The organism is Nocardia sp. NPDC059240, from assembly GCF_042753865.1.
Taxonomy (GTDB): domain Bacteria; phylum Actinomycetota; class Actinomycetes; order Mycobacteriales; family Mycobacteriaceae; genus Nocardia.
The window spans coordinates 261,542-283,662 of the sequence record NZ_JBHZAC010000005.1; the positions used below are offsets into that span (position 1 = coordinate 261,542).

A 22,121-nucleotide genomic window follows, 5' to 3' on the forward strand; every position below is an offset into this window, starting at 1 on the left:
CCGGGTGGGCGGTCAGCCTCGACCGAGCTGTACCGCCTTGACCACCAACAGGATCGCGCCGATCACGAGGTAGCCACGCAACGCCAGCATCCCGAGTTTGGTACCGGCCGACCAGGTGACCGGTTCGAGCAGGGCCAGGGGCGGCATCCGCCAATGTTCCTTCTCGGACCGGTCGAACACGGGGGCCGGGGCGGGAGCCGGGGCGCGCCGTTGCAGATAGCGCAGTACCCCGACCGTCACCACCGCGAGCACGGCCAGTGCGGCGGCCAGGTATTCGGAAGTGCTGACCACATCCAGATCCGGGAACAGCGTGGTGGCCATCAGGATGCCCGACAGCAGCAGCAGGACGGCGACGATGACCCCGGCCACGATATTGAGCCAGGTCTTGTTCACCCACGGTCCCAGCACCTGCGGGTCGTTGCACAGCAGCAGCAGGAACACGCTCGCGCTCGGCAGCAGTAGTCCGGCCAGGGCCTGCACGGCCGTGGTGATAAGCCCCAGGGGCGCACCGGGAATCAGCACGATGACCGCTGCCAACGCCACCATGGCGATGTAGGAGAGGTAGAACTGTTTGGCGTCCTTGAAGCCGCGGTGCAGTGAGTGTTTGATGCCGAAGACGTCACCGAAGGCGTAGCTGGTGGCCAGCGTGACCGCCGCCGCGCCGATGATCGAGGCGTCCAGCAGCACGATCGCGAAGATCGATCCGAGTCCGTGGCCGAGATTTCCCAGCAGGTGCGCGATGCCGCCCGCGTCGTCGAATTTCCCGACCGCGTCGTTGGCGCGAGCCGCGTAGTCGGCGGTCATCACCAGCGCGGTCGCGCCGAGCACGACGACGAACGCACCGAGGGTGGTGTCGACGCGCTCGTACCCGATGAACCGCGGCGTGATGCGCTTGTCGACGATATTGGACTGCTGGAAGAACAGCTGCCAGGGCGCGACCGTGGTGCCGACGATCGCGATGATCAACAGCACGGCATCGGAACTGATACCGCCCGAGATGCCGGGCACCACGAAAGCCTTTGCCGCACGGCCCCAATCGGGGTGCGACAGCAAGAGCAACGGAATCTGCAGCAGGGTGATGGCGATGAACACGAACATCGCGCGCTCCCACCGGCGGAAGCTGCCCGAGGCCATGATGACCACCAGCGCCACCGCGGCGGTCGGAACCACGATGTACTTGGAGATGCCGAAGTACTCCGCCGCCAGGCTGACACCGATGAACTCGGTGACGATGGTGAGAAAGTTCAGGACGAACAGGTCACCGACGGAGAACCAGCCCCAGCCTCGACCGAAGCGCTCGTTGATGAGCCGGGCGTGGCCGACACCGGTGACCGCGCCGAGCCGAACCACCATCTCCTGGTTCACGATCAGCACGGGGATCAGCAACAGCAGCACCCACAACAGGCTGTAACCGTAGTTCTGCCCGGCCTGCGCGTAGGTGGCCACGCCACCGGCGTCATTGTCGCCGACCATGACGATCAGGCCGGGGCCGACGATCGCGAGCAGCGTCGCCATTCGGGTCTTGAAGGTGCGCGAATGCTCGGTATCGCCGAGCTTGATCTTGCCGAACGCGCCTTCGATATCACCCACGTGCGCCGAATCCAGCACGGCGGACTGACGATTCACACCGGGGGATCGGGTCGAAGCCGTATCCACGGGCTTGCGGAGCTCCGGACCCGGTGGCACCGGCGGGTTTTCGTGTGTATTCGTCATAGCTGTGCCGCGCCGTTCGGGTGCTGTGTCGGGGTCTTGCCGGCCGGCGCGGGCTCGCGCACCGGACGCGGCGCGGGCTCGCGGCGTCGCCAGTCCTCGGGAATGATGTCCTCGAGCACGTCGTCGACGGTCACCACACCGAGTACGCGATCCTCGTCGTCGACGACGGGTAGCAGGTAGAGGTTGTAATCCGCCATCAGCAGCGCGATGTCGGTGAGGTCGGCCTCGGGGCCGATGCGCACCGGGTCGGCGTCCATGATCTCGGAGATCGCGCGCCCCGGGTCCGCCTGCAGCAGCGCGATCACCGACACCACGCCGACGAGCTGCCCGCCCTCGACCACGTGCATCTTCAGCAGCGCCTCGGGCTGCAGCGCGGACGCCGCCGCCACGATCGACAATGCCTGCGACACGGTGGAATTCGGTGCGCAGGAGACAAAATCCACATTCATGAGTCCACCCGCGCTGTCGGGGTTGAAGCCCATCAGCGTGATGACCTTGACGCGCTGCCCGGGCGGCATCAGATCCAGTACCCGGCGGCGACGCGACTGGCGGAGTTCGAGAATGGAGTCGGCCGCGTCGTCGGCGCGCATGCGCCCGAGCAGGGCCGCGACCTCGCCGTCGGACATGGAGTTCAGGATCCGGCTGGACTGATCGGAATCCAGCTCCTCGAACACGTCGGCCTCGAGCTCCGGATCGCCGTGCACCTGGTCGAGGATCTCGCCGCGCTCATGCTTGTCGGCATCCTCGAGCAGGTCGGCGAGCTCGGCGGGCTTGAGGCCGCGCAAACGAACGCTGATGCCGCGTGCGGTCTGCGACCCGCTGTGCCCGATCAGGGGTTCGAACGCCTTCCAATCCCGCGAGGCATGACCGCCGGAAGATCTGATCAGTCCGAAGAACTGGGCCGGGCGGCGGGTGTCGAGCCGGGCCAGCACCCACCCCTCGGGAGTCTGGTCGAGTTCGACGTCGTAGGCGCGCACCAGTTCCGCGGCGGCGACGTCGATGAGGCGATGCCCGAGGATGTCCGCCTTCAGCAGCACCTCGCCGTCGCGGCGCTCGAAGGAGCGCAGGTCGACCTTGTTGACCGACAGCACGATCCGATCGGCGCCGAACTCGCGGATGCGATCGGCCGAGACGAACACCTGACGCCCGCCGACGCCGACGACCACGCCGGTGATCGCCGGATAGGCGTCGCCACCGGTCAGCCGCACGATCAAATCGTCTACGCGGCCGATGGATTCGCCGGATCCGGCGATCACGGGAGACTTGAGCAACTGCGACAGATGGAGGGTCGCGGCCGAATCCGGTATCGGCTGCGGTGTGGCTTCGGTCATAAGCACTCCTGTCTCGGCGTCCCCGGCGAACCGGCGACTACAGCCTCACCCTGCACCGTGGCCGGTGCCAATACTCGAATTCTGGCTCAACGGAGGGTATCGAACAGACCAACGAAACACCCCCATCGGCAAATGTCTGAATTGACTTATCAAACTCATTGGTGCCAAGCTGTGCCCCGTAATACAGCACCTCGCTAGGCGAGGCTCCTGCGTGAACAAAGGCCACTGATCCGACGACGTCGAGAGACGCCCAGGCTCAGGACAGGTTTCCCCGGATTAAGGGGTCACCCCAAGTGGCTTCCCAGGCAATGGGATACGTCGCGTAGTGCCGAAGCTCTGACGAGAGAGGTGCCCACCCGATTCGGTCTTCTACCTGGGTGGACTCCTCGTGTGCACACGTGCTGGCGCCCCCGTGCGCCCCGGCCGCAAGGAGGTGAGGAACAACAGTGCCATCCGGCGATAGTCCGCATCCCAGTCTCTTGTTCCCCGCACTCGTTTGCGGGTGGAAACACGCCACACGAGCCTGACAATTCACGAAACCCCTTTTACGCGACCGCATGCTGTCCGCTGCGCGGCCGTGTAATTCGTGCTGGCCATTTCACCCCCATTCGAATTCATCGTCCCACTGAATTTCGAAGGTTTTATCTCGATGAGGAAGCTCACCGCTTACACCCTGGCCGCCGCTACCGCTCTCGGCGTCGTGGCCTGCAACGCACAGGACGCCAAAGCCGATCCGGCACAGGCGAATCCCGGTATCCACTGGACCACCCAGGTGGTCGACAAGTCCGTCGTGCTCACCACCGATCTGGGCTCGCTGACCACCCAGGACGGCCAATTCCAGGTCCGTGACACCACCGGCGGCCTGGTCACCCAGTTCCCGCTGAGCTGGCTCGACAATGCCGGCGCGCACCCGATCGCCGCCCGGATCGACGGCAATACCGCCACTCTCACCCCGAACCTGGACCCGGCCGCCGTCACCCCGGCCCCGGCGCTCCCGGCTCCGGTGGTCAAGGACATCGCCAACCAGGCCGATCAGGACGCCGCCTTCTCCGCCGCGGTCAACCAGTTCGGCATCGTCACCTCCATGGGCACCATGGTCGGCACCCTGGTCGGTGGCGTCGCGGGCTGTGCCATCGGCGCCGCGGGCGGAGCCATCGCCGGTGTCGTGGTCATGTCGGTGCCGACCGGCATCGCGGGCTGTGTCGCCGGTGCGGCCATCGGTATCCCGCTGGGTGCCGCGGCCGGTCTGGTGTTCACCGGTGTGCCCGCCGCCATCGCGGTCGGTATCGGCCTGGCCCAGCGCCTGGCCGCGCCGGACTCCACCCCGGCCCCGGCCGCCGCTCCGGTCGCGTGATCGGTCCGATTGCGCCGGTGAAACTCGCACCGGCGCAATCGGATTCCGTAAAGATGCGATCGACAGCCCTTGACTTGCGGCTTGCGCGGGGTTCACACTTCTTCAGTCAGCACCTCGCTAGGCGAGGCTCCTGTACGAACACAGGCCACTGATCCGACGACGTCGAGAGACGCCCAGGCTCAGGACAGGTTTCCCCGGATTAAGGGGTAACCCCAGGTGGCTTCCCGCGTCGCGGGATACGTCGTGCAGTGCCGAAGCTCTGACGAGAGGGGTGCTCGCCCACCGTTTTTCGGTGCGGCATCCACCCCTTGCGTACTGGCCCAACCGTATCGGCGCCCGCGTGCGTCTCGGCAGCAAGGAGGTGAGGGACGAAAACATGAACGACGACGATCCTTATCCGAGTCCGCTTCGAGAACTCATTTCGTTCCCAGCTTGCTGCGGCCTTCCGAACTCCTGACCGATCCAGTTCGAAGTTCCCACCCCGTCGGGGGTGACTTCGGCGTGTCTTCGGCATGCCCGGAAACGCTTGCGGCAGTTGGCTTCACGCCGAGGAGCAAGTCATGGCCGTCATCGCATTCCCGCACCGCGACACCATCTCGATGCCGGTGTCCCTGATCAATCTCGTCCGCCGGCTCCGTACCAGGGCCCGGCTGACCGATCAGGAACGCCACTACATGGCGGCGGCCCGTCCCAGGGCCGCCCTCTACACCGCCTCGCTGGGCGGCCACCCCTACCACTGGTAGCGGGTCCATCGCCGATACGCAGTACTGCGAAAGATTCAGAGAGGGAGAAACGGTCATGGCCTTTTTCTCCAACGGCGACAGCCGTCATTCCACCGTCGCGGACAGCCCGAACCCGGGTGCCGTCATGGACAGCGCGCACGTCGGCGACATCGTCGGCGCGCTGGGCCGGGTCGGTCAGCACGACACCTCCGAGGGCCGCACCCGTTGGCAGCGTTTCCGCATGCTGCTGGCCATCATGGGGCCGGGTCTCATCGTCATGGTCGGCGACAACGACGCCGGTGGCGTCGCCACCTACGCCCAGGCCGGGCAGAACTACGGCATGGCCCTGGTCTGGACGCTGGTGCTGCTGATTCCGGTGCTCTACGTCAACCAGGAGATGGTGGTCCGGCTCGGCGCGGTCGCCGGGGTCGGGCACGCTCGCCTGATCTTCTCCCGGTTCGGAAAGTTCTGGGGCGCTTTCAGTGTCGGTGACCTGTTCATCGTCAATGCCCTGACCATCGTCACCGAGTTCATCGGTGTGTCCTTGGCGCTCAACTACTTCGGGCTGCCCAAGGGTATCTCGGTGCCCTTGGCCGCGGTATTGCTGTTCGGCGTGGTCGCCGGTGGCTCGTTCCGCCGTTGGGAGCGTTTCCTTTTCGCGCTCATCGCCGTGAACATCGTGCTGTTCCCGCTCGCGTTCATGGTGCATCCGAGCGTGAAAGACAGTGCGCACGGGCTGATTCCGTCCTTCCCGGGGGGACTGGACTCGACGCTGCTGCTGCTCATCGTCTCGATCGTGGGCACTACGGTCGCGCCCTGGCAGCTGTTCTTCCAACAGTCCAACATCGTCGACAAGCGGATCACCCCGCGCTGGATCAAGTTCGAGCGTATCGACCTGTGGATCGGCATCGCCGTCGTGATGACCGGCGCCGTGGCCATCATGGCCGCCGCGGCGTTCGGTCTCGCGGGCACCGACGCGGTCGGCAACTTCACCGACGCGGGCGCGGTCGCACAGGCCCTGCACGACAACATGGGCCAGACGGTCGGCGCGCTGTTCGCGATCCTGCTGCTGGACGCCTCGCTCATCGGCGCCAACGCCGTCGGCCTGGCCACCACGTATGCCCTCGGCGACACGCTCGGCAAGCGGCACTCGCTGCACTGGAAGATCACCGAAGCCCCGGTGTTCTACGCCGGTTACGCCGCCCTGCTGGCCGTGGCCGCGGCGGTGTCGTTCAGCCCGGATCACGTGCTGGGTCTGCTGACCCAGGGCGTGCAGGCGCTGGCCGGTGTGCTGCTGCCGTCGGCCACGGTGTTCCTGGTGTTGCTGTGCAATGACAAGGCGGTGCTGGGTCCGTGGGTGAACACGGTGCGCCAGAACATCATTGCCGGAATCATCGTGTGGTCGCTGGTGCTGCTGTCGCTGGCGCTGACCGCGGCGACCTTCTTCCACGACCTGTCCACCAAGACGCTCGAAATCGGATTCGGCACGGGTGCACTGGTGGGCGTCCTCGGTGGTGTGGCAATTGCGCTCGCGCACAAGAGGTCCGATCGTAAGGACACCGAGCGCACCGCGGCCGAGCTGGGCGGCCTCGATCCCGACCAGGTCGAGGAACTCGACTCGACCCCGCTCACGAAGGCCGAGCGCAAGGCCATCCTCGAGGCCGACCGGGAAAGCTTCCGCACCCCGGCCCTGGACACCCTCGAGCGTCCCGCGTTCTCCTCCGGACGCATGGCGGGCATGCTCGCCCTGCGTGGTTACCTGCTCATCGCGGTAGCCCTGGTCGGCGTGAAGATCTTCCAGCAGATCACGGGGTGAGCCATCGCCTTGATCGGCTCCTCAGGAGTTGACGAGGGTGGTTTCGGCGGTGGCCCGCAGGGGTGCGAGCGCGGTGGTCCAGGCGATGACCTGATCCAGGGTCTTGTGCAGCGCGTCGGTGTTCCGGTCACCGGGGACGAAGGTGGCGTCGTGCTCGAAATCGGTGAGCACCGAGATGGTGACCTGGTAGCCGACGTCTGCCATGCCGAGGGTGCTGCAGACGCCACGCAACTGGGCCACCGCGCGAGCGCCGCCGTTCACGCCGTAGGAGACGAATCCGACTGCCTTGTCGACCCATTCGGCGAAGACGTGGTCGAGGGCGTTCTTCAGGACCCCGGGGTAACCGCCGTTGTACTCCGGAGTCACCAGCACGAAGCCGTCGAATCGCTATCCCCTACCGACGAGACAGCCGAACGGGATGTCAGGTCTGACAACTCGAGTCGCTGTTTCGTCGGGTTGTATGAAGAGGCATCGACCGAAGGAGTCGGACACCATGACCGATCCGCAGTTGCGCGCGGTGATCAGCGAACGCCGTCAGCTGATCAACCTCGCCTACCGGCTGCTCGGCTCGCTGAGCGAGGCCGAGGACGTGGTGCAGGAGACCTACGCGCGCTGGTACGCGCTGTCCGAACAGCAGCGCGACGCAGTGGACAAGCCCGGCGCGTGGTTGACGACGGTCGCCGGCCGCATCTGCCTGGATCTGCTCGGCTCGGCGCGCGCCAGACGGGAACAGTATGTGGGCGAATGGATTCCGGAGCCCGTGCCCAGCGCCGCCGAAAGGTTCGGTGCCGGGACGTCCACCGATCCCGCCGACCGGGTCACCCTCGACGAGTCGATCAGCATGGCGTTCCTGGTCGTCCTGGACTCCATGACGCCCGCCGAACGGGTGGCCTTCGTCCTGCACGACGTCTACCGCTACCCCTTCGCCGAGATCGCCGAGATCGTCGGCCGCACCCCCGCCGCCTGCCGCCAGCTCGCCTCCAGCGCCCGCCGCCGCGTCGACACCTCGCGCAGCCCGTCCACCGCCGAGCGCGCCGAAGTGATCCGGGACTTCAAGCGCGCTTGGGAGACAAGCGATCTGACGGCCCTCATCGGCCTGCTCGACCCGACCGCGATCGCGACCGCGGACAGCGGCGGCCGCGCCCTCGCCTTCCTCGATCCGATCATCGGCGGCGCCCACATCGCCCACGCCTGGGTCGAGATCGTCGCCCGCGGCCCCGAGGTCACCCTGATCGAGCGCACCGTGAACGGCCAACCCGGCCTGGTCGCCGACCACAACGGCACCATCATCTCGGTGTTCGCGTTCGATATCGCCGACAACCGCGTCACCCGCATCTGGGTGACGCGCAACCCCGAGAAGCTCCGCCTCTGGACCACCGGCTGAACCAGCTAGATTGGTGATCGTGTCAGCAGCGCCCCTTCAAGCGGTCAAACAGACCATGAGGACTCGCTGGCCGCTGTATCTAGCTTCCATGCTCGCGGCCAACGCGTTCGGTGCTGTCCTGGTGTGGGCCTTCATTCAGTACGGACTGCCGGTTCCGGCGAGCGGGAACAGCGCGACGCGGCAGACGGGGCTGTTGATTCCGACGGTCGTGTTGCTGGTGGGCGGGTTTCTGAGTGTGACGGCGTCGGCGCTGATGCTGCGGCCGGTGATGCGCTGGCAGGTGCGGGGTGGGCCGCCGTCGCGGCAGGAACAGATGGCGGCGCTGCACGCCCCGTTGCGGCAGTCGATCGTGCACCTGGTGCTGTGGCTGATCCTGGGTGGCGTGCTGGCGTCGCTGATCATCGTGCGAACGCCGGAGATGGCGGCGGCGGTGATCGTCACCGAATGTATGGCCGCCACCATCGTTTTCGGCTTCACCTACATGCTGGGCGAGCGAATTCTGCGGCCGGTCGCGGCGGAAGCCCTGACCACGGGCGCTTTCGACCACACCCTGACGGCCGGTGTCGGCACCCGGATGGCGATGACCTGGGGTATGGGAACCTTCGCTCCGACCATCGCCATCGTGCTTTTGTGCGTCACCCAGATTTCTTCTCGCGTCCAGTTTTCCGCACAGTCGCTGGCCGTCTCGATTCTGCTGTTGTGTGGTGTGGTGATCATGCAGGCGCTGGCGCTTTCCATGCTCACGGGTTCTTCCATTTCCGATCCGATCCGTCAGCTCAGCCAGGCCATCGACCGCGTGCAGGAAGGCGCGCGGGATGTGCAGGTGGAGGTTTTCGACGGTTCGGAAATCGGACTGCTGCAGGTTGGCTTCAACCGCATGATGGGCGAGGCCGCGAAACGGCGGGAACTGCAGGAATTGTTCGGCCGGCACGTGGGCGAGGAGGTCGCGCTCCGGGCGCTCGAGTACGGCACCGAACTCGGTGGTGAAACCCGATTCGTAGCGGTCTTGTTCGTGGATATGGTCGGTTCCACCGCGACCGCCGCGGAACGTCCGCCGACCGAAGTGGTCAGCCTGCTCAACGAGTTCTTCCGCGTTGTCGTGGATGTCATCGACCGCCACCACGGACTTATCAATAAATTCATGGGCGATGCCGCGCTGGCCATCTTCGGTGCGCCGCTGGACCGTCCGGACGCCCCGACCGCGGCCCTGGCCGCCGCCCGTGAGCTGCGCGAAGCCCTGCGCGAGGTGGTCGGGCTGGATATCGGCATCGGTGTTTCGGCGGGCCTGGCGGTGGCCGGGAATATCGGCGGCGCGAATCGCTTCGAATACACCGTGATCGGTGATCCGGTGAACGAGGCGTCGCGGCTCACCGAACTCGCCAAGGACCGTCCCGGACGCGTCCTGACCTCGTCGAGCGCACTGTTTTTCGCCGACGAGAACGAGCAGCGGCATTGGCAGACCGGTGAAGAGGTGCAACTGCGCGGCCGCCGCCGGAAAACCCGCCTCGCCTGGCCGTCGGAAAGCGCCGAACAGACTGATGCAGACGAGGCGACAGCTAGTTCGTTAGGGTGAGAGCGTGACGGCCCATGGTGACCTGGCCGGCGAACCTGCGCCGCCCGCGAATAACCCGCACCGTGGCAGGTTCTGGTGGGCCAAATGGGTTCTCGGCACCGCGCTGGTGGGGCTGCTGATTTCCGAGGGCATATATCTATATCCGCGCCTGCACGAATCCTGGAAGAACCTCACCGAAGTCCATTGGGGCTGGGTCGCCGCCTGCATCTTCATGGCGGCGTTTTCCATGAGCGGATTCGGCCGCATCCAGAAACAGCTGATGCACGCGGGTGGCGTGGAGGTGAGCCAGCGCAAGTCCGTGGCGGTGGTGTACGGCGCGACCGGCATGTCGCTGACCCTGCCCGCGGGCCAGGTGTTCTCGGCCGCCTTCACCTACCGGCAGACCCGACGCTGGGGGGCGAGCCCGATCCTGGCGTCCTGGCAGCTGGTGATGTCGGGCGCGGTGGCGGCGGGCGGGCTGGCCCTGCTGGGCCTGTTCGGCACGGTGCTGTCGGGAGATCGGGTCGGACCGCTCAAGGTGATCCTGACGCTGGGCACCATCGCCCTGCTGATCGGGGCCGTCAACTACGTGTCCCGGCACCCCGGCGGGGTGGAGGCGCTGTTGCGCCGAATCCTGCACGGGGTGAACCGGATTCGCCATCGGCCCGCCGACGCGGGGGTGGAGAAGGTCGGCGAGATCCTCTCGCAGCTGGAGTCGGTGGACCTGAACAAGCGCGACGGCGCGTGGGTCGCGGTGTGGGCGTTGGTGCATCGGCTCGCCGACGTCGCGTGCCTGGGTTTCGCCTGCTACGCGGTGGGTGCGGACCCGCGCTGGGCAGCGCTCATGCTGGCGTTCGCGGCCGGCAAGGCCGTGGGCACCATCCCGTTGGCCCCGGGCGGCATCGTCTATGTGGATGCCACGCTCATCTATTCGCTGACCGTGGCGGCCGGTCTACCCGCCTCGCAGGCCGTGGCCGCGGCCTTCCTCTACCGCCTGATCAGTTTCGTGCTGGTGGCGATCGTGGGCTGGATCGTCTTCCTGTTCCTGTTCCGTAAGCCGCAGGCCGATGACGCGGAGCTGGAGAAGGAGTTCGAGGAACGCGGCAATTCGCTGGTCACCGACCGCCGCAGGCAAAACCCCCCGGAAGGCACCGCGACCTGAACCGGGGGTGACGGGTCAGGGTGCAGTGTCCCTGCAGAGACGCGCCGACGCCGCCCGATACCCTGTGGCCCGTGAGGAAACTGGTGCCGTTCGCCGTGGATGTCGTGCTCGTGGTGTTCTTCTGCGTACTCGGGCGGCGCAGTCATGACGAGGCCACGCTGGGTGTCGGCCTGCTGCGTACCTTCTGGCCGTTCGGCACCGGGCTGGTGCTGGGCTGGGTGATCGCCGTCGCGGTGGCGTCGGGCCGCGAGGGGGTCAGCGCGGCACGGCGTTTCGACGGCCGCGCCTGGTGGCCGACCGGGGTGATCCTGTGGCTGAGCACGCTGATCGGCGGCATGCTGCTGCGGGCCGTGTCGGGCCAGGGGGTCGCGTTCAGCTTCGTCCTGGTGGCCGCGACCTTCCTGGCCCTGTTCCTGATCGGCTGGCGCGCAGCGGTTCAGATCCTGCGCGCCCGCTGACCGTCGCTAGTCCGGTGAGGCCAGCGACTGCAGCAGTCGCGCGGCCACGCGGGCGGTGAGATCGCCGCTGTCGGGATCGTCGATGTGGATGGCGAAGGCCAGGTCACCCATGGTGGCGATGAGCCAGGCGCTGTTGCCGGTGGTGGCGCCGAAGGCCTGCACGTCGCGATACCGGTTGAGGGCGGCCATTTCCGGCGCGCCGACCCCGTCGTGCAGCATGGCGCGCAGCCGGTCGGTGGCGCCGCCGGGCAGCGCGGGCAGATCGGCCTCGGTGGTGGCGGGCTGACCGATGGTGATCATCGGCTTGGGCACCTGGCCGTTGGCGATGGCGGCCGCCGCGATGGCCATGCCCCAGGGGCTGGCCAGCAGCGAGTCCGCCGCATTACCCCGCCCGACATTCTCGGCGGCGTTCTTGCCGGTGGGCAGGCGACCGGTGGTCTCCTCCAGGCCGGGCACCTTGAAGTCGATGCCGATGCCGAGCAGGCTGGCCGCGTCCGCGGCATCGCCGACCGAAACATCCTGCGGCGCTTTGTTCTTGGTGACCGCGGCGACGTTCTTGAACAGTTCGATCATGCCGCCGACCGGGTAGAGCCCGGTGAAGGCGATATTGCCGCGCTCGCTGGCCTGACTGTTCTGCGCGGCCGCGACGATCGCGCCACTCGAGGGCTGGATGGCCACGATCGAGGTGGGCGATCCGGTGCTCACCACCGCGTCCTCGGCGGCGCGCTGCAGCCGCTGGTCCATGGTGGCGGGGATGTCGGGTCCGGGCGGGACCTGTTCCCCGGCGAGCTGGGTGACGAAGCTGCCGTCGGGTTCGAAGAGCTGAACTCCCCAGCCGGAGTGCGCGTCCCGATTGTCGGTCCACACCTTGCCGAACGCGTCGAGCAGCGGCGACCAGATGCGGCGGTCGGCGGCGATCAGCTTGGGCTGCTTCTCCATCACCACGCCCGGGATCGGGGCCATGCGCGGTTGCAGGATGTTGAAGTCGCCGTCGCGCAGGTTGACCGCGACGATGGGCTTGCCCTGTGCGGCCGAGAGCTGTTGCAGCAGTGCCGGTCCGTCGATGAGCGGGGCCACCGGGGCGATGGCGGCGCCGAGCGCGTTGGTGGAGGCGACCGGGTCGGTGATCTTGGTCGGGTCGAGTTTGATGACGTTGATGGTCTGCTCGGTCATCAGCGGCTGCCCGACGATGTCGTTCACCTTGGGCGAGGGCTGGGCGGAGGTGCGCACCAGTTTGGCGCTGCGCTTGGCGTCCAGCTGCGGCATGACCAGGGCCGGGTCCCACGAGATGCGCCAGCCCACACTGAGTTTGCGCACGGTGCCGTTGAGGTCGTATTTCCAGTCGCGCTTGTCGCCGAAGTTCCAGGCGCCGGTCATGGAGAAGAGACCAGTCGTACCGTCCAGTCCGATGAACTGGGTGACGTGGTAGTCGGGCTTGCCCGGATCGAGGCCCTCGAAAACTTGCTTCAGCGTTGCCGAAGCCCCGGCCGGGTAGGAAGTCAGTCGCGACGCCCCGTCATAGTCCTTCTTGTCGATCAGCGTGGTGAACCGATCGACCACCGCCTCGGCACCCGACGATCGCTCCCGAACTCCACATGACCCCATCGCGATAGCGACGGCTGCCACACCCGCGAGTGCGATCGCACCCCGTACCCGGAAGCGGCGGGATCCCCACACATCCATATCGCCCACTCTTCACTCTGGCCACAACAGCAACAGGTCCACGGTACCGCGCGCCTATCGCCCGCGGCTCCACCTTTCCACCAGGCGTGCTTGTTCTGAGCACCACCATAGTGCCGAAATCGTTCGGCAGTGACCACTTACATGATCACCGGTCGGTTACAGCCCTGGCGTATTCGAGACTCGGGAGACCGTTCGGTTCTCACTGGTGACAGCTGTTCACAGCCTTCCGGCGCGAGCCCGCGAACCCCGTTCTCCCAGAGCGGAACCCACGGCGGCTGATTCGACGTAACGTTGTAATCAGCATTACAACTCCATGCAGTAAGTGAGAGTGACCAAGATGAGACACGGACATCGCGGACCCGGTTTCGGGCGCACCGGAGGCTGGCAGCAAGCCGACCTTCCCGACGCCTCGGACGCCGCCGACTGGTTCGCTGGTCGTTTGCCAGCCGACTGGTTCACCGGTCCCGCAACCCTCGAAATCGATCGCGACGAGATCGTCGTGGTCGGTGAACTCCCCCTCCCCGCAGCCGAACCCGCCGACGCCGCCCCCCAGGACGCGCCCCCGGCCGGCGTCCCGCAGGCCACCCGAGAGGGCGTCATCGCCCGCTTCCGGGAGACCACCCGCCCCGCTCGCATGCAGATCGCCCAGGAGGCACAGGCCCGTTACGGCCGCAATGTGGCCTGGGGAATCACGGTCGACGGTGAGCGAATCATGTTCACCCACCTGGCCATTCCGGTGATGACCCGGCTGCGCCAGCCCGAGCGCAAGGTGCTCGACACCCTCGTCGACGCCGGTGTCGCGCGCTCCCGCTCCGACGCGCTGGCCTGGACGGTCAAGCTGGCTGGCAAGCACGCCGAGGCGTGGCTCGAGGAATTGCGCTCGGCCATGAGCAAAGTCGACGACCTGCGCTCCGAGGGACCGACCGGCCTGTAGGACCCGCCCCGGACCGTAGAGTGGGCCACATGCCTGCAACCGGTCCGATCCTGGTGCTCAACGGTCCGAACCTGAACATGCTGGGCACCCGCCAGCCCGAGGTGTACGGCTCGGACACCCTCGACGACGTGGTGGAGCTGTGCCGCAAGACCGCGGCACGGTTCGACCGCGAGATCGTGGCGTTCCAGTCCAATCACGAAGGCGCGCTGATCGACCGGATCCATGCCGCGCGCGGCATGGAATCGGCGATCGTCATCAATCCGGGCGGCCTCACCCACACCTCGGTGGCCCTGCGCGACGCGCTGGTCATCCCGGAGGTGCCGATCGTCGAGGTGCACATCAGCAATGTGCATGCCCGCGAGGAGTTCCGGCACCACTCCTTCGTCTCTCCCATCGCCACCGCCGTGATCGCGGGGATGGGGATCCAGGGCTACGCGGCGGCGATCGAGTTCCTCGCCATCAACTCGTAGGTGGACACCGCTCGGCCCGCATCGGCGCTGGCGGCGACGGCCTTGCGCCAGAACGCCTGTGCCGCGTGCGAGAGGGCGGCATCCACCCCGACCTCCTCGCTCGCGTCGATGACGTGCTGCGCGCCCGCGTCCATCATTTTCAGACTCGCCGCATCGGCCCAGCCGCCGTGCTGGTTCGCCACCGAGAACTGCTCCATGAAGTACGGGAACGCGGCACTCGAGCGCACCGCGAACGGGACGAATGCGGCAATGTCGTGGCCGGAGCGGGCGATCATGGCCGTGGCCTGATCGAAGGCCAGCAGCCAGGGATGGAAGATGGTGAGCAGGCCCTGGTAGAAGACCTGCGCCAGACCGTCATCCGCGCCCAGATACTCCTGCGGGCTCAGCGGCCGCAGCAGTTCGGCGTGCGTGTCGAACACCTCGCGGGGACCGCTGTAGAAGATGTAGGACGCTGGGTGCTCGATATTGTCGCCCGCCGACATGACACCGCCGGACAGGAATTCGGCCCCACGCTCGCGCACCCAGGCCCCGCCCGCGCGTGCCTTCTCCGGCGAATCCGACGAGAGATTGGCGATGACCTTGCCGCGCAGGCGATCCGCGGCCGGACCCAGCACGTCGTACATGGCCGCGTAGTGGGTGAGGCTCAGCACGATGACCTCGTTGGCCTCCAGCGCCTCGGCGACCGTGGCCGCCTTGCGCGCCCCGAGTGCGGCCATGGCATCGGCCTTCGCCGGACTGCGGTTCCAGACGGTCACCTCCACGCCGGCCTTCAGGAACGCCCGGACCATCGCCTGCCCCATCGGGCCCAGGCCGAGGACGGTGACGGATCGGTGCTGATCAGACATGCTGTTACCCCTTCGATTCCGGCTCCTCCGATGCGGTGAGCCGAGTTCGAGAGTGCGCGCGATCGGTAGCCTCGGGAAGACCGCACCTGCGCGTGGGGTTGCTTACCCGGAGGTTCGAAATCTGGTCAGGAGGGCGCGATGAGTACCGAGGGTGACGCGGTTAACACGGTGTGCGGCATGTCCGTGGCCATCGACGTGGTCGGCGGCAAATGGAAAATGCACCTGATGTGGGTGCTGGCCGAGGGCCCGCAGCGCTTCGGGCAGATCCGCCGCCTGCTGACCGGGGTGAGCGAGAAGGTGCTCGCCGAGAACCTGCGGCAGATGGAGGCCAGCGGGGTCGTGCACCGCGAGATCTACCCGGAAATCCCACCGCGCGTGGAGTATTCGCTTACCGAGCTGGGCTGGGAGCTCAGCTCGGCGCTGCGGCCGCTCGAGGAGTGGGGCGACCGCAATCGCGACCGGGTGCTCGGCCGCCCACTCAACGCCGCGGGCTGAGCCGCCTACCCCGCGATCCGCGCACCGATCCGTTCCAGCAGCGCTGCGGCGTTCGCAATGCTGGCGGCCGGGTCGGGCTCCAGTTCGGAAAGCGCGTAGGCGTCGGCGAATCCGGCCGCCCGCACCTGTTCGGGGGTGAGCTGGATGCGCCCCGCGACCGCGATGATCGGCACCCCGGCCGCCCGCGCCGCCGTGCCGACGCCTAATGGCGCCTTGCCCGACAGGCTCTGCTCGTCCAGGGAACCCTCCCCCGTGACGACGAGATCGACATCGGCCAAGTGGGCCTTGAAGTCGATCAGGTCGAGCACCAGCTCGATACCGGACCGCATGCGCGCGCCCAGCGCCGCCAGCGCGCCGAATCCGGTGCCGCCCGCCGCACCCGCACCCGGCTTGTCGGCCCATTCGGGACCGAGCACGGCGGCCCAATTCTTCAGTGCCGCTTCCAGATCCGCGACCTGCTCGGGCGTCGCACCCTTCTGCGGCCCGTAGACGGCGGCCGCGCCGTTCGACCCGAGCAGTGGATTGTCCACATCGCCGGCCAGGGTGAAGGTCGCATCGGCCAGGCCCGGATGCAGATCGGTGCGGTCCACGTGCACCGCGCGCGCGAGTGCCGCACCGCCGCAGGGCAATTCGTTGCCGTCGACATCGAGGATGCGCAGCCCGAGGGCCTGCAGCAGACCGGCCCCGCCGTCGGTGGAGGCGCTGCCACCCAGGCCGAGCACGATGTCGCGCGCGCCCCGATCCAGGGCATCGCCGATCACGTCACCCACGCCGTAGGTACTGGCATGCAGTGGATCCGCTTGTCCGCCGGGAAGTTTCGTGATGCCGCTGACGGCCGCCAACTCCACCACCGCGGTCCGCCCACGCACCGCGTAGGAGGCACTCACCGGTGCGAGCGTCGGCCCGTAGCTGTCGACGGTGACCCGCTCCCAGCCCGCCGCCACGAACGCGTCGACCGTCCCGTCGCCGCCGTCCGCGATCGGGGCCTGCGTCACCCGGGTTTCCGGGGCGACCTCCGCGATCCCCGCCGCCAGCGCGGCGGCCACCTGCGCGGCGGTGAGTGAGCCCTTGAATTTGTCCGGGGCGAGCAACACCCGGCGCGGCCGTGGGTTCGTCATCCCTACAGTGTGCGCAATGGTGTGGGAAGCGACACGCCCGGAGCCACCCTTCACGTATTCGGACAAATAGCCGTCGCGGGCGCACTAACCTCGGGCCCATGTCGAGTGAGTCGATCGAGGTCCGCAAGAACGCCGCACTGGATCGGTTCGAGTTGTACGTCGACGATTACCTCGCCGGTGTCGCGGCCTACCAGGACACCGCCAATGAGCGCGCCTTCGTACACACCGAGATCTATCCACAGCACGAGGGGCTGGGCTACGGCCGCAAGCTCGTGCAGGGCGCGCTGGATCAGACCCGGGACGAGGGTTTCGGGATCCTGCCGATGTGCCCGATGGTGCACCATTTCGTCGAATCCCGGCCGGAATACCTGGCTTTGGTGCCGCAATGGTCCAGACAGCGCCTGAACCTACCGCAGAACTAGTACGCCTTGACCGCGCCGTCCAACGCGGATTGCAGTTCGTCGCGCACCACCCGGGTGATCTCGGCGGGCTTGGCGGGCAACGCCGCGACCGGCACGCCGAAGTAGAAGCTGGCCGAGTGCGCCTCCTCCTTGGTCGGCTCGACCGCGGGATCCGGGCGCGGCCCGTAGCTCAACCCCAGACTCACCAGCACCGGATCCGCACCGAGCTTCTTGGCCCGGAAGGCGATGTGCCCGATGCCGCTGCCGACCTGCTGCACCTGCGCCGGATCCACGTCATTGCAGGTGCCCTCCGGGAACACCGCCACGCCGTCCCCGCGAGCCATGCGTTCGGCGCAGATATCGATCATGCGCTGCCCGGCCGCATTCACCGCGCGCAATCCGTGGTCCTTGCCGCGGAACACCGGAATGCCGCCCATCATGTCGATGCGTTCACGCAGCTTGTCCTCGACGAACAATTCGTCCTTGGCCAGTACCCGGGTGTGTCCGATGACCGGTCGCAGCGCGCTGCGCCAGGCCGCCGCGGCGACGGTGTACGGATCCAGCTGCGAGAGGTGGTTGACCGCGATCAGCAGTGGCCGGCGCTGGGAGATCAACTCCCGCAGCCGTTCCCGCGCCCCGGGCGCGTAGCTCACCCGCGGCCGGTAGCGACGCCCCAACAGCCAGTAGGCCGCCCGCGCCTTCAGCAGATTCTGCTGGTGGTCGCGATAGAAGTCGTACACGGCATCGCTGTTCTCGAGGATCACCTCGGGACGTTCCATATCGCCACCCTAGCTACCAACCGCAAGGTATGCGGGACAAGTTTTTCGGGCTCCGGAACGGCTCGTCACGGCACAAATGAGTAACCAGCAAATTATGCAACGCAATTAGCCTGTCTCAGTGCGATGATGGCGTAGTGGCACGCGCAGAGGAACACGGTGACCGTTCTCGACGCGAATTCCGGCATGAGGACCAGGTAGTTCGCCCTGGCACCCTGCTGGTGTCCGCAACCGATCTCGTGGAGCCGTCCTTCCGACGGTCCGTGGTGTACATCCTCGAGCACAATGACGGCGGCACCTGGGGTGTGGTGCTCAACAAACCCAGCGATACCGCGCTGCACGATGTGCTCCCCAATTGGTCCGAACTCGCCGCCGGGCCACGCGCCCTCTATATCGGCGGACCCGTGAAACGTGATGCGGCACTGTGCCTGGCCACCATCAAGGTGGGCGCGTCCATCGCCGGATTGTCGGGCGTGCGCCGGGTCGACGGCCGAGTGGCCCTGATCGACCTGGATTCCGATCCGGACCGGATCGAGCACCTCGTCGAGGGTGTCCGGGTCTTCGCCGGTTATGCCGGCTGGACCTTCGGCCAGCTGGAAGGCGAACTGGACCGCGGCGATTGGATCGTGCTGTCGGCCCTGCCCACCGACCCGCTCGCCGGCCGCGGCGATCTGTGGGCGCAAGTGCTACGCCGCCAACCCCTCCCGCTGTCGCTGCTGGCCACCCACCCGATCGAGCTCGAACGAAACTGAACCGTCGGAACGTCTGTGTCGTGATGGATGCGGAGGTGAGCGATGCCGGAGGATCAGGCCGCTTTGCTCCGCGCGCTGTACGACGAGCACGCGGCGGCACTGTGGCGCTACACCTACGGGTTGGTCGGGGATCCTGGTCGGGCCGAGGACATCGTGCAGGAGACCCTGCTGCGCGCGTGGCAACGACCCAATGTGCTGGATCAATCGACGAGCTCGGCGCGCGCCTGGCTGTTCACGGTGGCCCGTAACCTGGCTGTCGACGAACATCGCAGCGCGCGCAGCCGGCGCGAGTTCCGCACCGACCATCCGCCCGAGGTTCCCGAACCGGACAAGACCGATCGGGCGCTGGACGGGTGGCTGGTGGCGGACGCGCTGGCACGGTTGAGCATCGATCACCGGGACGTGATCGTCCGCGCCTACTACCGGGGGCTGTCCACGCACCAGATCTCGGAGGAGCTGGAGATCCCGGAGGGCACGGTCAAGTCCCGTATGCACTACGGCATGCGGGCATTGCGATTGGTGCTGCAGGAGATGGGGGTGACGAGATGACCGAGGGCCATGAGCTGTGCGATGGCTACACCACGTGGGATGGCGCGTATGTGCTCGGCGCTCTCGCCAGGGACGACCGCCGCGAATACGAGGAACATCTGACGGGATGCGACGCGTGCCGCGCGGCCGTGGGGAAGTTGGCCGGGCTGCCGGGTCTGCTGGCCCTGGTGGACGCGGATACCGCGCTGTCGGTTGCGGCGCAGGAGGATCCGCCCGCCAGCGTGCCGCCACCGCCCGAACGGCTGCTGCCGACCCTGGCGGAGCAGGCCGCCAAGCGGCGGCGCCGGGGGCGATGGTGGTCGATCGGCGGATCAGTGGCGGCGACGGCCGCGGCGGTGATGATCGCGGTGCCGGTGACCGCCAATGTCGCGCGCGACGCGGGCCCGGCGATCGTGCAGCAGGTGGTGGCGCAGGGACCGTTGAAGCCACAGACCGACACACCGATTCAGGCCACCTACAAGGTGATCACGGTCAACGGTCAGACCCGGGTCGACATGTGGTGCCAGTACCCGCCCGCCACCGACAAGGACGACGCCTCGTACATGTGGACGCTGTCGCTGTGGGTGACCCGCGACGACGGCGTCGCGTCCAAGCTCGCCGAGTGGACGGTCAAGCCCGGACAGACGCTGACTCCGGACGGCACCACATCGGTGTCGCCGGAGCAGCTGAAGACGGTCGAGATCCGCAATATGTCGGGGAAAGTCCTTCTCGCGGCGGGTATCTGACCAGCTATCGGGTCTTGCGCCGGATTACCTGGTCTTGCGGCGGAACGTGGTGGTGGACCAGAAGTATCCGGCCACCCCGATCACCACGCACCAGCCGACGGCCAGTATTCCGTTGTGCCCGATCGGTCCGCCCATGAGCAGTCCGCGCAGGGTTTCGGTGATGGGGGTGAAGGGCTGGTATTCGGCGAACTGCTTCACCCCGGCGGGCATGGTGTCCGTGGGGACCAGGCCGCTGCCGAGGAAGGGCAGGAACAGGATCGGCATCGGCATGTTGGAGGCGCTCTCCGGCGTCTGCGCGATCACGCCGAAGCCGACGCCCAGCCAGTTCAACGCGAACACGGTGAGGGCGATCAGGCCGAAGGCGGCCAGCCATTCCAGCACGTTGGCGTGCGGCCGGAAGCCGATGGCCAGGGCCATCAGGGTCATGGCGAGCACGCCCAGCATGCCCTGGATGAGGGTGCCGACGACCTGGCCGGTCAGGACCGAGGAGTGTGAGAAGCGCATGGTGCGAAAGCGATTGATGATGCCCTTGGTCATATCGGTGGCCATGCCGACCGCGACGCCCGCCACCATGTACGCCGGAATGATGAGCATCATGCCCGGCGTCAGATAGTCGATGTAGCGGCCACCGGTGGCCGACTTCAGCGCACCGCCGAACACGTAGTTGAACAGCAGCAGCAGGAACACCGGCATGATGATCAGCGAGAAGGTCATCGCCGGATACCGCTTGGCGTGCACCAGATTCCGGCGCACCATGGTTTTCGAGTCGGTGAACGACATTGTCAGGGTGCTCATTTGGCGGTCTCCTTCTCGGAAGTGTGGCCACCGGTCAGGGCCAGGAAGACGTCGTCGAGGTCGGGGGTGTGCACGGACAGGCCCGCGGGTTCCACCCCGGCCGCGTCGAGGCGGTCGATCACCTCGCGCACCGAGCGCACCGCGCCGTCGCTGGGGATGGCCAGGGTGAGATCACCGTTGACCTGGGATGCGGAGCCGAAAAGGCGTGCGGCGGCTTCGAATTCGGCGCGTTCACCGAAGTCCAGGCGGATGTAGCCGCCGGGCACCAGTCGCTTGAGCTGGTCCGCGGTGCCCTCGGCGACCAAACGCCCCTGGTGCAGCACCGCGATGCGGTCGGCCAGTTGGTCGGCCTCCTCCAGGTACTGCGTGGTCAGGAAGATGGTGACGCCACGCGCGGTGAGGCGGCGGATGACGTCCCACATGGCACGACGGCTACGCGGGTCCAGGCCCACGGTCGGCTCGTCGAGGAAGATGATGCGCGGATCGCCGACCAGGGTCATGGCCAGGTCGAGACGCCGCGTCATGCCGCCGGAGTAGCTGGAGGCGATCTTGTCGCCCGCCTCCTCCAGATCGAAGGTGGCCAGCAGTTCGGCTGCGAGCCTGCGGGTTTCGGCGCGCGGCAGATGATGCAGGTCGCCCATGAGGATGAGGTTCTCGCGGCCGGTGAGCAGTTCGTCGACGGCCGAGAACTGGCCGGTGACGCCGATGGCCGAACGCACCCCGTCGGGCTGGGTGCCGGGATCGAAACCGCCGACGGAGATTTCGCCGCCGTCGGCGCGCTTCAGGGTGGACAGGATCTCGACCGTGGTGGTCTTGCCCGCGCCGTTCGGGCCGAGCATCGAGAAGACGCTGCCCTCGGGGACGGTGAAGTCGATGCGGTCGAGCACGATGTGCTCGCCGAAGGACTTGCAGAGGCCGGTGACCGTGATGGCCGCCGCTCCGGAATGGTTCGCTGCGGGGTGGTTCATTGCTCCCCTCTCTTTCATCAATACATAGGCATGAATGCATGCGTCATCCAGGCCGTGACCGCCGAGGCGTGCGGTCAAAGTGTTGTTGTCCGGCTATTGAGTTGTGCTACAAGAGTTT

23 protein-coding genes and 2 riboswitches are annotated in these 22,121 nt (G+C 67.1%); of the genes, 14 read left to right on the plus strand and 9 right to left on the minus strand.

Going from position 1 to position 22,121, the window contains the following annotated elements; genetic code table 11:
- Positions 1-12: 12 nt before the first annotated feature.
- Positions 13-1,608 (minus strand): Nramp family divalent metal transporter, encoded by a 1,596-nt coding sequence (locus tag ACFXHA_RS19955; RefSeq protein ID WP_379359597.1) that lies wholly within the window; start codon positions 1,606-1,608, stop codon positions 13-15.
- 101 nt (positions 1,609-1,709) lie between these two features.
- Positions 1,710-3,044, minus strand: coding sequence for a magnesium transporter MgtE N-terminal domain-containing protein (locus ACFXHA_RS19960; protein WP_379358751.1), 1,335 nt, complete (start codon positions 3,042-3,044; stop codon positions 1,710-1,712).
- Between the two features lie 183 nt (positions 3,045-3,227).
- Positions 3,228-3,399: riboswitch (M-box (ykoK) riboswitch) on the plus strand.
- A gap of 294 nt (positions 3,400-3,693) precedes the next feature.
- Here ACFXHA_RS19960 and ACFXHA_RS19965 point away from each other — a divergent pair.
- The 3 genes from ACFXHA_RS19965 (at position 3,694) to ACFXHA_RS19975 (ending at position 6,936) form a co-directional block, all read left to right on the plus strand.
- On the plus strand, positions 3,694-4,398 hold the full coding sequence (locus tag ACFXHA_RS19965; RefSeq protein ID WP_379358753.1) for a hypothetical protein: 705 nt from the start codon (positions 3,694-3,696) through the stop codon (positions 4,396-4,398).
- Between the two features lie 106 nt (positions 4,399-4,504).
- Positions 4,505-4,676: riboswitch (M-box (ykoK) riboswitch) on the plus strand.
- Positions 4,677-4,958: 282 nt separating this feature from the next.
- Positions 4,959-5,141, plus strand: a complete 183-nt coding sequence (locus ACFXHA_RS19970) for a hypothetical protein (protein WP_379358755.1) — start codon at positions 4,959-4,961, stop codon at positions 5,139-5,141.
- Between the two features lie 55 nt (positions 5,142-5,196).
- Positions 5,197-6,936 (plus strand): NRAMP family divalent metal transporter, encoded by a 1,740-nt coding sequence (locus ACFXHA_RS19975; protein ID WP_379358757.1) that lies wholly within the window; start codon positions 5,197-5,199, stop codon positions 6,934-6,936.
- 21 nt (positions 6,937-6,957) lie between these two features.
- Here ACFXHA_RS19975 and ACFXHA_RS19980 read toward each other — a convergent pair whose 3' ends face one another.
- A complete protein-coding gene (locus tag ACFXHA_RS19980) occupies positions 6,958-7,308 on the minus strand; it encodes an NADPH-dependent FMN reductase (protein ID WP_379358759.1) in 351 nt (116 codons plus the stop codon).
- A gap of 121 nt (positions 7,309-7,429) precedes the next feature.
- Here ACFXHA_RS19980 and sigJ point away from each other — a divergent pair, with 121 nt between their 5' ends.
- From sigJ to ACFXHA_RS20000, 4 genes are all read left to right on the plus strand, one after another.
- Positions 7,430-8,320 (plus strand): RNA polymerase sigma factor SigJ, encoded by an 891-nt coding sequence (gene sigJ, locus ACFXHA_RS19985; protein WP_379358761.1) that lies wholly within the window; start codon positions 7,430-7,432, stop codon positions 8,318-8,320.
- Positions 8,321-8,375: 55 nt separating this feature from the next.
- Positions 8,376-9,893: an adenylate/guanylate cyclase domain-containing protein gene (locus tag ACFXHA_RS19990; RefSeq protein ID WP_379359599.1), complete on the plus strand. Its 1,518-nt coding sequence runs from the start codon at positions 8,376-8,378 to the stop codon at positions 9,891-9,893.
- Positions 9,894-9,897: 4 nt separating this feature from the next.
- Positions 9,898-11,034 (plus strand): YbhN family protein, encoded by a 1,137-nt coding sequence (locus tag ACFXHA_RS19995; protein ID WP_379358763.1) that lies wholly within the window; start codon positions 9,898-9,900, stop codon positions 11,032-11,034.
- 71 nt (positions 11,035-11,105) lie between these two features.
- Complete coding sequence (locus ACFXHA_RS20000) at positions 11,106-11,492, plus strand: DUF3054 domain-containing protein (protein WP_379358764.1); 387 nt, start codon at positions 11,106-11,108, stop codon at positions 11,490-11,492.
- Positions 11,493-11,498: 6 nt separating this feature from the next.
- Here the strand turns inward: ACFXHA_RS20000 and ACFXHA_RS20005 are convergent, their stop codons facing one another.
- Entirely contained in the window at positions 11,499-13,175 is a 1,677-nt protein-coding gene (locus ACFXHA_RS20005; protein WP_379358766.1) for an NTF2-like N-terminal transpeptidase domain-containing protein, read from the minus strand.
- Positions 13,176-13,512: 337 nt separating this feature from the next.
- Between ACFXHA_RS20005 and ACFXHA_RS20010 the strand changes: the two genes are divergently transcribed.
- Complete coding sequence (locus tag ACFXHA_RS20010) at positions 13,513-14,109, plus strand: hypothetical protein (protein WP_379358768.1); 597 nt, start codon at positions 13,513-13,515, stop codon at positions 14,107-14,109.
- A 29-nt stretch (positions 14,110-14,138) separates the two neighbouring features.
- Positions 14,139-14,579 carry a type II 3-dehydroquinate dehydratase gene (aroQ, locus tag ACFXHA_RS20015; RefSeq protein ID WP_379358770.1) on the plus strand — a complete coding sequence of 147 codons (441 nt, stop codon included), beginning with the start codon at positions 14,139-14,141 and terminating at the stop codon, positions 14,577-14,579.
- Here aroQ and ACFXHA_RS20020 read toward each other — a convergent pair.
- Positions 14,540-15,424 (minus strand): NAD(P)-dependent oxidoreductase, encoded by an 885-nt coding sequence (locus tag ACFXHA_RS20020; protein ID WP_379358772.1) that lies wholly within the window; start codon positions 15,422-15,424, stop codon positions 14,540-14,542. The two genes, aroQ and ACFXHA_RS20020, sit on opposite strands and share 40 nt — an antisense overlap.
- A gap of 138 nt (positions 15,425-15,562) precedes the next feature.
- Between ACFXHA_RS20020 and ACFXHA_RS20025 the strand changes: the two genes are divergently transcribed.
- Positions 15,563-15,919, plus strand: a complete 357-nt coding sequence (locus ACFXHA_RS20025) for a winged helix-turn-helix transcriptional regulator (RefSeq protein WP_379358774.1) — start codon at positions 15,563-15,565, stop codon at positions 15,917-15,919.
- 5 nt (positions 15,920-15,924) lie between these two features.
- Here the strand turns inward: ACFXHA_RS20025 and ACFXHA_RS20030 are convergent, their stop codons facing one another.
- The gene (locus ACFXHA_RS20030) at positions 15,925-17,037 is read right to left on the minus strand and encodes a glycerate kinase (protein WP_379358776.1); all 1,113 of its coding nucleotides are present in this window, start codon (positions 17,035-17,037) and stop codon (positions 15,925-15,927) included.
- A gap of 98 nt (positions 17,038-17,135) precedes the next feature.
- On the opposite strand from ACFXHA_RS20030, the gene ACFXHA_RS20035 reads away from it, so the two are divergent.
- The gene (locus tag ACFXHA_RS20035) at positions 17,136-17,459 is read left to right on the plus strand and encodes a GNAT family N-acetyltransferase (RefSeq protein WP_379358778.1); all 324 of its coding nucleotides are present in this window, start codon (positions 17,136-17,138) and stop codon (positions 17,457-17,459) included.
- Here ACFXHA_RS20035 and ACFXHA_RS20040 read toward each other — a convergent pair.
- Positions 17,456-18,217 carry a lysophospholipid acyltransferase family protein gene (locus tag ACFXHA_RS20040; protein ID WP_379358780.1) on the minus strand — a complete coding sequence of 254 codons (762 nt, stop codon included), beginning with the start codon at positions 18,215-18,217 and terminating at the stop codon, positions 17,456-17,458. The genes ACFXHA_RS20035 and ACFXHA_RS20040 overlap by 4 nt on opposite strands.
- Before the next feature lie 134 nt (positions 18,218-18,351).
- Between ACFXHA_RS20040 and ACFXHA_RS20045 the strand changes: the two genes are divergently transcribed.
- From ACFXHA_RS20045 to ACFXHA_RS20055, 3 genes are read left to right on the plus strand one after another with little or no spacing between them, the layout of a single operon-like run.
- Positions 18,352-18,966 (plus strand): YqgE/AlgH family protein, encoded by a 615-nt coding sequence (locus ACFXHA_RS20045; protein WP_379358782.1) that lies wholly within the window; start codon positions 18,352-18,354, stop codon positions 18,964-18,966.
- Between the two features lie 42 nt (positions 18,967-19,008).
- Entirely contained in the window at positions 19,009-19,515 is a 507-nt protein-coding gene (locus ACFXHA_RS20050) for a sigma-70 family RNA polymerase sigma factor (RefSeq protein ID WP_379358784.1), read from the plus strand.
- On the plus strand, positions 19,512-20,240 hold the full coding sequence (locus ACFXHA_RS20055; RefSeq protein WP_379358786.1) for a zf-HC2 domain-containing protein: 729 nt from the start codon (positions 19,512-19,514) through the stop codon (positions 20,238-20,240). The genes ACFXHA_RS20050 and ACFXHA_RS20055 overlap by 4 nt, the downstream gene beginning before the upstream one ends.
- A 24-nt stretch (positions 20,241-20,264) precedes the next feature.
- Here the strand turns inward: ACFXHA_RS20055 and ACFXHA_RS20060 are convergent, their stop codons facing one another.
- Positions 20,265-21,035 carry an ABC transporter permease gene (locus ACFXHA_RS20060; protein ID WP_379358788.1) on the minus strand — a complete coding sequence of 257 codons (771 nt, stop codon included), beginning with the start codon at positions 21,033-21,035 and terminating at the stop codon, positions 20,265-20,267.
- Positions 21,032-22,003, minus strand: coding sequence for an ATP-binding cassette domain-containing protein (locus tag ACFXHA_RS20065; RefSeq protein ID WP_379358790.1), 972 nt, complete (start codon positions 22,001-22,003; stop codon positions 21,032-21,034). Before ACFXHA_RS20065 ends, ACFXHA_RS20060 begins: the two co-directional genes overlap by 4 nt.
- Positions 22,004-22,121 lie beyond the last annotated feature (118 nt).